Raw genomic sequence first — 12,012 nt, 5'->3', positions numbered from 1 at the left:
ATTAACTGTGTGGTTCTAATGCGGTAAAGGGCTGCTTGGAGGCACCGAGTCGGTGGAAAACCGCGCAAATCACCGTATTTTGCTGGGGTGCGGGCTGTTGTGCGCCGCGGCATTGGTGTTTGCCGAAATGAGCGGCCCGAGCGCTGCCGAGAGTCCGCAGAAGGACCAGGCCGCCCCGATCTCCGCCACCTCAAAGTTCCCGGTCGCTTCCGGCGCACGACTGGCCGGCGATGACAAGCAGACCCGATTCATCCTCGATCTCGACCGCAAGATCGAGTTCCGCGCCTTTCCGCTGGCCGACCCCTACCGCGTCGTGGTCGACATCCCACAGGTCGACTTCCATCTCGCCGCCGGGACCGGCTCGACGGGACGGGGGCTGGTGAAGGCCTTCCGCTACGGCCTCGTTATGCCTGGTGGTTCCCGGATCGTGTTCGATCTGACCGGGCCGGCGAAGATCGCCAATTCCTACGTGCTCGACGCCGCCAACGGCCAGCCGCCGCGGCTGGTGCTCGACCTCGAAGAGGTCGACCATACCAGTTTTGTGCAGTCGCTCGCCTCGGAGAACCGCCCCGCACTTAAGCCGGCGGTCGCTGACGCCAATGCCGCGGTTGCTCCGCCCCAAACCACGACGGCGGCGCTGCCACCGGCGCCATCGACGGATACCCGGCCGCTGATCGTGATCGACCCCGGTCACGGCGGCATCGACAACGGCACCCAGTCCGGCGAGCAGTTGGAAAAGACCCTGGTGCTGGCGTTCGGTCTGGCGCTGCGCGACCGGATCGAGCAATCCGGCAAATACCGAGTGGTCATGACCAGGACCGACGACACCTTCATCCCGCTCAACGACCGGGTGAAGGTCGCGCGCACCCAGGGCGCGGCCCTCTTCGTGTCTATCCATGCCGACGCCTTGCCGCGGCGTGAGGGCGACGCCCAGGGCGCGACGATCTACACATTGTCCGACAAGGCCTCCGACGCCGAGGCGCAGCGGCTGGCTGACGCTGAGAACAAGGCCGACGCCATCGGCGGGGTGAACCTCACGGACGAGCCGACCGAGGTCGCCGACATCCTGATCGACCTTGCGCAGCGGGAAACCAAGACCTTCTCCAACCGCTTCGCCCGTCTCTTGATGAACGAGATGAAGACCACGGTCAGGATGCACAAGAATCCGCTCAAATCGGCGGGTTTCCGGGTGCTCAAGGCCCCCGACGTCCCCTCCGTCCTGGTCGAACTCGGCTATGTCTCCAACAAGGGCGACCTCGAGCACCTGGTCTCCGAGAGCTGGCGAAACAAGACGGTCGGTTCGATGGCTCAGGCGATCGACGCGTTTTTTGCCAAGCGGATGGCAACGGCCGGATCGGCCAACTGAAACTGGCCGCTTGAACGGGCCGAACCCACAGGGGGCCCTAGTTTGGCCACAGCGGCAACGGTATAGACAACCCACCGGAGAGGCCCCCGGAATCAGCCATATTGTCTGGCGGCTCGAGCAGCGTGAGTATAGCTCTCTGGAACCCGGAATTCGCGTGAGAGGCTTTCGTACGTTGGACGGGCGCTTTCGATGATTGAGCGCCGAAGGGGTGAAACGGAACTTCGATAATGCGCCTGCTCGTGCGGTTCATGGGTTTCTTGTTCGCTGCCGGAACCGTGGTGTTCCTGGTTGGCGTCGCTGCGGTCGCAGGCGCGATTTGGCATTTTTCCAAGGATCTGCCGGACTATTCGCAGCTGCAGGACTATGAGCCGCCGGTAATGACGCGCGTGCACGCGGCCGACGGCGCGCTGCTCGCCGAATATTCCAAGGAGCGCCGGCTCTATCTGCCCATTCAGGCGGTGCCGAAGCTCGTGATCAACGCGTTCCTCGCGGCCGAGGACAAGAATTTCTACGAGCACGGCGGCATCGACTACCAGGGCATGCTTCGCGCCGCGATCCTCTACGCGCAGAACTACGGCTCCAACCGCCGCCCGCAGGGCGCCTCGACCATCACCCAGCAGGTGGCGAAGAACTTCCTGCTGAACAATGAGGTCTCCTTCTCGCGCAAGATCAAGGAAGCCTTGCTCGCGATGCGCATCGAGCGCGCGTACTCCAAGGACCGCATCCTCGAGCTCTACCTCAACGAAATCTATCTGGGTCTCAGCGCCTACGGCATCGCCGCCGCGTCGCTGGTCTACTTCGACAAGTCGGTCAACGAGCTGACGGTCGCGGAAGCCGCCTATCTCGCCTCGCTGCCGAAGGCCCCCGCAGCACTGCATCCGGTGCGCAATCGTGACCGCGCGATCGAGCGCCGCAACTATGTGATCGACCGCCTGCTGGAAAACGGCTGGATCAAGCAGGCCGAGGCCGACCAGGCGCGCAAGGATCCGCTCATCGTCACCAACCGCTCGAACGGTGCGCATATCTTCGCGGGCGAGTATTTCGCGGAGGAGGTCCGCCGCGACATCTTCGAGCGCTACGGCGAAAAGAAGCTCTATGAGGGCGGGCTGTCGGTCCGCACCACGCTGGATCCGAAGATCCAGGTGATGGCGCGCAAGACCATGGCCGCCGGTCTCGTCAACTATGACGAGGCGCAGGGCTGGCGCGGGCCGCTGCAGAAGCTCGACATCTCCGGTGACTGGGGCGTCAAGCTTGCCGACGTCAAATCGCTCTCCGACATCTCGCCGTGGCGGATGGCGGTGGTGCTGGAGGCCAGCGACCAATCGGCACGGATCGGCTTCCAGCCCAGCCGCGAATTCGGCGGCGCCGTCAGCAAGGAGCGGCAGACCGGCATCATCACGATGGATGGCGTGCGCTGGGCGAAGACCAAGGGCAAGGCGCCAACGGCTGTGGCGCAGGTGCTGCATCCGGGTGACGTGATCTACGCCGACCCGTTGGTGACCAAAGAGGGCGCTGCGGTCGAGGGCCAGTACCGGCTGCGGCAATTGCCTGAAGTCTCCGGCGCGATGGTGGTGATGGATCCGTTGACCGGCCGCGTGCTCGCGATGGTCGGCGGCTTCTCCTTCGACCAGAGCCAGTTCAACCGCGCGACGCAGGGTTACCGGCAGCCCGGCTCGTCGTTCAAGCCGATCGTCTACGCTTCGGCGCTGGACAATGGCTACACGCCGTCGACCACCGTGATCGACGCGCCCATCGAGATCGATCAGGGGCAGGGGGCCGGCGTGTGGCGTCCCGAGAACTACTCGACCGGCAAGTATTACGGGCCGACCACGCTGCGCAACGCGCTGCAGCGCTCGCTGAACACCGTGACGGTGCGGCTCGCGCAGGACGTCGGCATGCCCTTGATCGGCGAGTACGCCAAGCGCTTCGGCGTCTACGACGAATTGCCGAACTATTTGTCCTATGCGCTCGGCGCCGGCGAGACCACGGTCATGCGCATGGTGACGGCTTACTCGATGTTCGCCAATGGCGGCCGCCGCGTGAAGCCGACGCTGATCGACCGCATCCAGGATCGCTACGGCCATACGATCTTCAAGCACGACCAGCGTGAATGCCGCGGCTGCGATGCGCCGGAGGGATGGAAGAACCAACCCGAGCCGCAGCTGATCGATCGCCGCGAGCAGGTGCTCGATGCCATGACCGCCTACCAGATCACCGAGATGATGGAAGGCGTGGTCCAGCGCGGTACGGCAACTGTCGTGAGGGAGGTCGGCAAGCCGATCGCCGGCAAGACCGGCACCACCAACGACGAGAAGGACGTGTGGTTCGTCGGCTTCTCGCCGGATCTCGCTGTCGGCGTCTACATGGGCTACGACAAGCCGCGCAATCTCGGCCGGACCGCCACTGGCGGCCACGTCGCCGCTCCGATCGCGCGCGACTTCCTCAAGCTCGCGTTGGCCGACAAGCCGCCGACCCCGTTCAAGGTGCCGGCCGGCATCAAGCTGATCCGCGTCGACGCCAAGACCGGCATGCGCGCCCGCCCGGGCGACAGCGGCAATACCATCCTGGAAGCCTTCAAGCCGGGCACTGCGCCGCCGGAGAATTATTCGGTGATCGGCGTCGCCGATGTGGACGGTCGCGGTCCTCCGCCGGGTCCTCAGCCGTCGCAGGGTGGGCAGCAGCCTGATGGCGGCTTCTTCATGCGTCCGGGAACCGGCGGGCTGTACTAGCGGTTCTTCGTTCCAAATCGTCGGGATAGCGCGACCAAGCCGATTGCGCTTTGCCGCGCCGGTCGTTACATCCCTCGCAAGTTTTTTTCCAACTCCTGAAAGACCATGCGCGCGGAAATCGAACGCCTTGTTGAAGAGATCAAGCAGTCAGTCGGGCTGCTGAGGAGGCATCTTTGACGTCGAACAATCGACAGCACGCCTCGCTGAGCTGAACAAGCTCGCAGAAGACTCCAATCTCTGGAACGATCCCCAGAAGGCCCAGAAGCTGATGCAGGAGCGCACCTCATTGGAGGACGCGCTCTCGGGCATCGGCAAGGTCGAGCGCGAGCTCGAGGACAATATCGGCATGATCGAGCTCGGCGAGGCCGAGAACGACGAGTCCGTGGTCGTCGACGCCGAAAAGGCGCTCAAGGAGCTGAAGAAGGAGGTCGCCCGGCGCGAGCTCGAGGCGCTGCTCTCGGGTGAGGCCGACAAGTTCGACTCCTATCTCGAGGTCCATGCCGGCGCCGGCGGCACCGAGAGCCAGGACTGGGCGCAGATGCTGCTGCGCATGTACACGCGCTGGGCGGAGAAGCACGGCTTCAAGATCGAGTACCTCGAAGAATCCCAGGGTGAAGAGGCCGGCATCAAGTCCGCCACCATCCAGATCAGCGGCCACAACGCCTATGGCTGGCTGAAGACGGAAGCCGGCGTGCATCGCCTGGTGCGGATTTCGCCGTTCGATTCCAACGCGCGGCGGCACACCTCGTTCTCGTCGGTGCAGATCTTCCCCGTGATCGACGACAGCATCAAGATCGAGATCAAGGAGTCCGACGTCCGCACCGACACCATGCGGTCTGGCGGCGCGGGCGGGCAGCACGTCAACAAGACGGAATCGGCGGTGCGGCTGACTCACATTCCGACCGGTATTGCGGTGGTCTGCCAGGCCGGCCGCTCCCAGCACAAGAACCGGGCGCAGGCCTGGGACATGCTGCGCGCGCGGCTGTATGAGATCGAGCTGAAGAAGCGCGAGGAGCAGGCCGCAGCCGACCAGGCCGCAAAGACGGATATCGGCTGGGGTCACCAGATCCGCTCTTACGTGCTGCAGCCCTACCAGATGGTGAAGGACCTGCGCACGGGAGTGCAGACCTCGGACACCGCGGGTGTGCTCGACGGCGATCTCGACGAGTTCATGGCCGCGACGCTGGCGCAGCGTGCCTTCGGCACCGCGCCCGGCGCGGTCGAGGATGTGGACTGATCCATGGCGCGGGTCACCTTCATCGGATTGGGGCGTATGGGCCATGGCATGGCCGGCCGCTATCTCGATGCCGGCTTCACGGTTGCGGTGTGGAATCGCAGCAAGGCAAAGGCCGAGGACCTGATCGCGCGAGGAGCGCAGTGGGCGACCTCGCCGGAGGATGCCGCGATCGACGCCGACGCCGTCATCACCATGGTCGCCGATGACGAAGCCTCGCGCGCCGTCTGGCTGACGAAGGATGGCGCGGCCGCGACGATGAAGGCGGGCACGCTGGCGATCGAATGCTCCACGGTGTCGTATCAGCACACGCTCGACATGGCGCGCGAATTGCGCAATCGCGGGCTGATCTACATCGATTGTCCGGTCACCGGCCTCCCGTCCGCGGCGGCCGCGGGCAAGCTCACGCTTCTGGTCGGGGCTGATCCGGCCGACCTCGAGCGAGCGCAACCGTTCCTCGCGCCGATCGGCGAGACGATCCGCCATTTCGGCGGGGTCGGCAGCGGAACGATATTCAAGCTGATCAACAATCTGATGGGCGCCGTGCAGATCGCGAGCCTGGCCGAGGGCATCGCGATGGCCGAGCAGGCCGGCCTCGACATGCAGGTCGTGGCCGAAGCGCTTGCCGCCGGCGCGGTCGCGAGCCCGCAGGTGATCCGTCATTCCAGGCGGATGATCGACCGTGACTTCTCGGGCGCCTCGTTCACCGCGGCGCTGCGCCACAAGGACGCCGCCTATGCGGTGCGGCTGGCCGAGACGCTGTTGCCCGGCGTGCCGGTCAGTCGGGCGGCGCTCGCCGCCTACGAGGAGGCAAAGTCGCACGCGCCCGACGATGACGAAGGCCGGATGATCGAGATCGTGTCGCGGCCGAAATAGGGCGGCCGGCGGATCGCAGAAATCGGGTGGCAATGGCCGCTGCGGCCGACTACTCATCTGCGCCTGCGCAGAAGAGTGCCCGATATGACTTCCAGTGACAACAGGATCGATCCCCGCGATTGGGCGCTGCTTGGCCTGCTGTCGGTGTTGTGGGGCGGCTCGTTCTTCTTCAACGGCGTGATCCTGCGCGAATTGCCGCCATTGACCCTGGTGCTGCTGCGCGTGGCGCTCGGCGGTGTCATCCTGCTGCCGCTGCTGCGGACCGCGAAGATCGCGCTCCCCAAGGGCTGGGCGGAATGGGCGCCGTTCTTCGCGATGGGCCTGTTCAACAACGTCCTGCCGTTCTCCCTGATCGTGTTCGGGCAGACCTACATCGCGAGCGGGTTGGCCTCGATCCTCAACGCGACCACGCCGCTGTTTGCCGTGATGGTGATGACTGCCGCCGGCGAGGAGAAGGTGCAGCCGCGCCGGATCGCCGGTGTCGTCGCGGGCGTTATCGGTGTCGCGATCCTTCATGGCGATGCGCTCGGGGTCGAGAGCAGGCAGGGCATCGGCATCCTGCTGTGTCTGGCGGGTCAGCTACGCTGGTGTCGCGGCGATTGCCGTCGCGCGTGCCGCCGCTCGGCACGGCGACGTTCCAGATGATGGCGTCGTCCGCGATGATGGCAGTCGTCGCCGGCGTCGTCGAGCAACCGTGGCTGCTGCCGATGCCGCATCCGACGACGTGGCTCGCGGTGCTCGGCCTTGCGGCACTGTCGACCGCATTGGCCTATATCGTGTTCTTCCAGATCCTGCAGCGCTCCGGGGCGACCAACGTAATGCTGGTGACGCTGCTGATTCCGGTGACGGCGATCCTGCTCGGCTATCTCGTGCTCGGCGAGCCGATCTCACCGCGCGAGGTGATCGGGGCACTGGTGATCGCGAGCGCGCTGCTCCTGATCGACGGGCGCGTGCTGACATGGTTTCGGCGATAGCTAGCTGGCCACCTTCGTCCACGCCGCATACCATCCGGTGAAGCGTCCGCTGTCGCGCTCGCCGCCATGCCAGGCGGCGTAGGCGGTGCCGTCGTCGGCGACCAGCACCACCGCATCGAGCCCCTTGGAGCGGCGCAGCGTCTCCATCGCCTGCGCCGGCGTCTGCGCGATCGGTCCCGCCACGTTGAACGAGGTATTGACCGACATCTCGACGCCGATGCGGCGGCCGAGCGCCTTTAGATAGGCATAGGTAAGGGGATCGTCCGCCTCGCGCACGATCTGGATGCGCCCGGTGCCGTCGGCATGCACCACGGCCGGAATCTTCTCACGCGCCTGCGGCTTCGAGTGGGCAGTGATCACCATGTAGTTGTAGGCGTTGTAATCGGCGTCGGACGCGCCGTCTTCCAGCTCGAAATAGTCGTGCGCGGCCTGAAGCGTCGCCATCGGCGCCAGCGGGCGGATCGCCTCGCGGTATTTGACGCGTTCGTTCAGCCGTTCGCGCACGTTGGGATCGCACGGATTGGCCAGGATCGAGCGATGCCCGAGCGCGCGTGGTCCGGTTTCGGCGGCGCCCTGGTAGATCGCGATCACGCCGCCCTGCGCCACGATGAAGGCCATCATGTCGGCAATCGCGTCCCGTCCCTCCGGTGTCGCGATACTGCCGATCTGGGTCGAGGCGATGTCGTCGGCCTTGAGCGCGGTCGTGATATCGGCAGCCGACGGCGGCAGGCCGCAATAGAACGCGTGCGACAGCGGCGCGCCGCGCGGGGCGCCCGCCATATGCGCGAACAGCCACGCAGCGCCGATCGGCACGCCGGGATCGCCAGGCACCGGCGGCACCCACATGTGCAGCCGCGTCTTGCGCTGCTGCGCTTTCGCGAACCACGCCTCGTTGAAGTGCTCGAGCAGACGCATGTTGCCGAGCGCATTCAGCGCCACGCCGCCTGTCAGGACCAGGCGGTCGGTGCCGGTGCGGCGCAGCAGGTGATCGACGACATGGATCATCGCGTCCTCGAACACCATCTGCGTTGCCGCGGCCTTGTCGAGCCGGTCCTTGGTGTCGGGGCGGTGATGGATATCCTCGACCCGTAATACCGCGTCCGGATTCCAGAGCTGGTCGGGCCGCAGCGGCGGGCCGAGGATATCGATCAGCGGTGCCTTGTAAGGATTGTCGACGGGGTCGCTGTGCCAGTTGGCCATCGCGCGATTGAGATGCACCGTGCCGTTTGGACCAAGCTGCAGCACAGCCTTGAGCCGCTGATAATACGGATTGGTCGCGCGGTTCATGTCACCCCAGGCGGCCGCGCCCATGTAGCGGCCCTCGCTGGAGAGCCAGGTCCAGCCGCCCTGGCTGGAGGAGACCACGGTGTAGAAGGCGCCGAGCGAGTCAAACAGACTCTCGTTGCAGTAGAGCTGCTTCATCTCGCCGTTCTCGGCGACATAAAGCGAGATCGAGCCAACATCTCCGGTGCCGTCGAGGACAGCGATCGCGACGGGCTCGCGCGAGTCGGCGAAGGGAGAGGCGGTGAACGAGTACCATGCGTGATTGTCGTGGTGCGGCATGCAGATCAGCGGCAGCTGCTCGCCAAGCCCGTACATCCGCCCGAGCTTGCGCGACAGGCGCCGCACCTGATCCATCTGGCGCAGGTTGATCGCCGGTGCGATCGGCGCGCGCAAGAGCTTGAAGCTGCCCGGCGCCTCCTCGAACGAGGTGCGGATCAGCATCGCCATCAGCGCCGGATAGTCCCACGTCGTGACGAAGGCCGCGATGTCGCCGATGTCGCGACCCATCCGCCGCAGCAGCTGGCGCATGTCGTCCAGCGCATATTGCGGAAACTCGTTGGTGTGCTTTTTTCCGGAAAAGCGCTCTTCCTCGTTGTTGACGATCAGGCGCGGTCCGCCGCTCTGGGTGACTTCGACCAGCGCCACGCCGGTATTGTGAGTGCCGGGGCAGGCCAGGCCCGCGATGTAGACGGTCTCGCCGCGTTGCAGCCGCTCTCGGATCGACGCAATCGTGCGCTTTGCGAAATCGCCGTTCGCCTTGTGCAAGCCGAGACGCGCCATCGCGGGCTCGCTGAGCCGGCGCGTGAGCTCGTAGCCCGCGGCCGCGAATCGCGGATGCCGCGGGCCGATACGGATGTCCGGTTTAAGCAATCAAAGCGCCTCGACTTGTGAGCCCCCGACGGACCATCAATCACAAATAGCGCCAGGCAACAATGCCATTTCGCCCAACGGAAAAACCCAGCGCTTGCCAGCACTTCCGTGACTTGCGAAAGTTGCCGCCAAAACCAACGACAAAAATCGGGAGAAAACAAATGCCGGCTCGTTCTCGATATATTGGCGCGGTTGTGGCGTTCGCAAGTGCCGCACTGATCGCGACCGCGGCTTACGCGCAGAAGAAATACGATCCGGGCGCGAGCGATACCGAAATCAAGATCGGCAATATCATGCCCTACAGCGGTCCGGCATCGTCCTACGGCGTGATCGGCAAGACCGAGGCGGCGTTCTTCAAGATGATCAACGATCAGGGCGGTATCAACGGCCGCAAGATCAACTTCATCAGCTACGACGACGCCTATTCGCCGCCGAAGGCGATCGAGCAGGCGCGCAAGCTTGTCGAGAGCGACGAGGTGCTGCTGATTTTTCAGGCGTTGGGTACGCCGTCCAACTCGGCGATCATGAAATACATGAATGCAAAAAAGGTGCCGCAGCTCTTCGTCGCCTCCGGCGGTACCAAGTTCGGAGACCCCAAGAATTTTCCCTGGACGATGGGCTTCCAGCCCAACTACCAGAGCGAGGGGCGCATCTACGCCAAATACATTCGCGACAAATTCCCCAACAGCAAGATTGCGGTGTTCTGGCAGAACGACGATGCCGGCAAGGATCAGTTCAAGGGGCTGAAGGACGGGCTCGGCGACAAGGTCAGCATGATCATCGCCGACAAGTCCTACGAGGTCAGCGATCCCTCGATCGATTCGCAGATCGTTGCGCTGCATGATTCGGGCGCGGACATCTTCTTCTCCTGGGCTGCGCCGAAGGGATCGGCGCAGGCGATCCGCAAGGTCGGCGAACTCGGCTGGAAGCCGAAGTTCTTCCTCGCCAACACCGCGACCTCGGTCGCCTCGGTGTTGAAGCCGGCGGGCCTTGAATTTTCCAAGGGCATCATCTCGACGGCCTATCTGAAGGACCCGACCGATCCGACCTGGGACAAGGATCCCGCCGTGCAGAGCTGGCGCGCCTTCATGGACAAGTACTATCCCGACGGCGACAAGGCCAACGCCAACAACATCTACGGCTATGTGCAGGCCGAGGCGATGGTGCAGGTGCTGAAGCAGTGCGGCGACAATCTCACCCGTGAAAACGTGATGAAGCAGGCCGCGAACCTGAAGAACTTTCACTCCGACCTGATGCTGCCCGGCATCATGGTCAACACCGCGCCCGACGACTACTTTCCGATCGAGCAGATGCAGCTCATGAAGTTCAACGGCGAGGCGTGGGAGTTGTTCGGCGACGTCATCACAGGCGAGGTCGGGCACGACGCAACACGATAGGGAGGGCGCATTTGCCGTCATTGCGAGCCAACGGGTCGCGCGATAAGTGCGCCCGATGACAGGCTCCGCGAAGCAATCCATCCCGCCGCATATGCGGAAGCATGGATTGCTTCGTCGCTTCAGCGCAAAATTGCTTTGCAATTTTGTCGCGAGCTCCTCGCAATGACGGGCGCGTTTCTGATTCAACTGTCAAAGAGCTTGCTCGTTGTCATCACTCGCGCATGCCGGTGATCCAGTATTCCAGTGCCGCCGGTGCTTGAGCCGAGGGGCCGCGGCGTACTGGATGCCCCGCATGCGCAGGGCATGACGACTAAGAGGATGTGAGGCCGCATTCTCGCGACACGATGTGCCCGAGCTTTGCATCTTCGTTTCGCCACTCTGTGATCAGAGGGCGCAGGGAAAGCCGGGTGCCGATCGCACCCATGGGTCCCGTGCAAATGGAAAGCACGGGAGGTAGGACCACAGGTGAAACCGGATCAATCCCGGCTTTCCCTGCGCGATGGTTTACGGCTTACTTCGTGCTCTCCCCGGCGAGACTTGGCTTTTTTGTCACCGTCTTCGCAAAGATGCGTTCCGCATCTTGCGAGGAGACACCTGCCACTGGGGCGTCGGAACCACACGACTTCACCGTCCGCTTCATGCGCACTCGTCAGTTGCGCACTCCGCGTCCACCGCATCTCGACCCAACACTCGTGACGATCGCGAAGCGCCCCTCAGGCGGGTGAGACGGGCCATTCATACACTGAGTTGCGCTTCTGGAAAACAGAAATATTTTCTCGCCGGGGTCTTGCGCCGTCGGGCAACTCAATGGCATGGGGGCGTTCCTCTATGATCGAGCCTGCCAATAGGTCGGCCATTGCGCAGTCGGGGCGATACCGGACAAATCGTGCGCGCGATGCTCGATGGTAACGTCCGCGATGCGCTGGCGCAGATAGGGTGATATGGTCCAGATTAGCGCGCTCGCCGCGGCAACACAGGCGAACAATATCCGCGTGGCGCGCCTGCTGAGATGCAGCCAAGCAAACAGGATCAGCAGCACGGGCATGAAGATCAGCGCCGTCCGCGCGGAGGCGACGTAGAGCATGTTGACGACGAACAGCAGGATCAGCGCGATGAAACCGGTTGCGGCAGTCGCCGGGCTCGCAGTGCCGTCAAGGGCGGGGAGCGCCAGCGCGAATTCCTGGGGCTGGTTGATATAGTTTTTGACGGGCACGCAAACGGCAACGGCGCAAGCGGGAGCCGCTTGCACCGCGTTCAGAGGATCGCTGTGTAAACGTATGAC

7 protein-coding genes and 1 pseudogene are annotated in these 12,012 nt (G+C 64.2%); 6 read left to right on the top strand and 2 right to left on the bottom strand.

Features of this window, described 5'->3' with window-relative positions; genetic code table 11:
* Positions 1-52: 52 nt before the first annotated feature.
* The 5 genes and pseudogenes from MTX19_RS21065 to MTX19_RS21045 all read left to right on the top strand — a co-directional run bounded on the left by MTX19_RS21065 (position 53) and on the right by MTX19_RS21045 (position 7,179).
* Entirely contained in the window at positions 53-1,366 is a 1,314-nt protein-coding gene (locus MTX19_RS21065) for an N-acetylmuramoyl-L-alanine amidase (RefSeq protein WP_280979124.1), read from the top strand.
* Between the two features lie 227 nt (positions 1,367-1,593).
* Entirely contained in the window at positions 1,594-4,095 is a 2,502-nt protein-coding gene (locus MTX19_RS21060) for a penicillin-binding protein 1A (RefSeq protein WP_280979123.1), read from the top strand.
* A 105-nt stretch (positions 4,096-4,200) separates the two neighbouring features.
* Positions 4,201-5,332, top strand: a protein-coding gene (gene prfB, locus MTX19_RS21055) for a peptide chain release factor 2 (RefSeq protein ID WP_280971801.1) whose coding sequence is annotated in 2 segments (ribosomal slippage) — positions 4,201-4,269 and positions 4,271-5,332 — 1,131 coding nt in all. Because the reading frame shifts where the segments join, the coding sequence is not laid out codon by codon here.
* A gap of 3 nt (positions 5,333-5,335) precedes the next feature.
* Positions 5,336-6,205 (top strand): NAD(P)-dependent oxidoreductase, encoded by an 870-nt coding sequence (locus MTX19_RS21050; RefSeq protein WP_280979122.1) that lies wholly within the window; start codon positions 5,336-5,338, stop codon positions 6,203-6,205.
* 84 nt (positions 6,206-6,289) lie between these two features.
* Positions 6,290-7,179, top strand: a pseudogene (locus tag MTX19_RS21045) (DMT family transporter).
* On the opposite strand, the gene MTX19_RS21040 reads toward MTX19_RS21045, so the two are convergent.
* Positions 7,180-9,333 (bottom strand): carbamoyltransferase C-terminal domain-containing protein, encoded by a 2,154-nt coding sequence (locus MTX19_RS21040; RefSeq protein WP_280985448.1) that lies wholly within the window; start codon positions 9,331-9,333, stop codon positions 7,180-7,182.
* Between the two features lie 161 nt (positions 9,334-9,494).
* Between MTX19_RS21040 and MTX19_RS21035 the strand changes: the two genes are divergently transcribed.
* On the top strand, positions 9,495-10,730 hold the full coding sequence (locus MTX19_RS21035; protein ID WP_280979119.1) for an ABC transporter substrate-binding protein: 1,236 nt from the start codon (positions 9,495-9,497) through the stop codon (positions 10,728-10,730).
* Between the two features lie 826 nt (positions 10,731-11,556).
* On the opposite strand, the gene MTX19_RS21030 is transcribed toward MTX19_RS21035, so the two are convergent.
* Complete coding sequence (locus MTX19_RS21030) at positions 11,557-11,943, bottom strand: hypothetical protein (RefSeq protein WP_280979118.1); 387 nt, start codon at positions 11,941-11,943, stop codon at positions 11,557-11,559.
* Positions 11,944-12,012: the final 69 nt, after the last annotated feature.

The sequence above is a fragment of the Bradyrhizobium sp. ISRA464 genome, from assembly GCF_029910095.1.
Classification (GTDB): domain Bacteria; phylum Pseudomonadota; class Alphaproteobacteria; order Rhizobiales; family Xanthobacteraceae; genus Bradyrhizobium.
The sequence above is the reverse complement of the archived record's forward strand: the minus strand, read 5'-3'. Positions and strand labels throughout refer to the sequence as shown.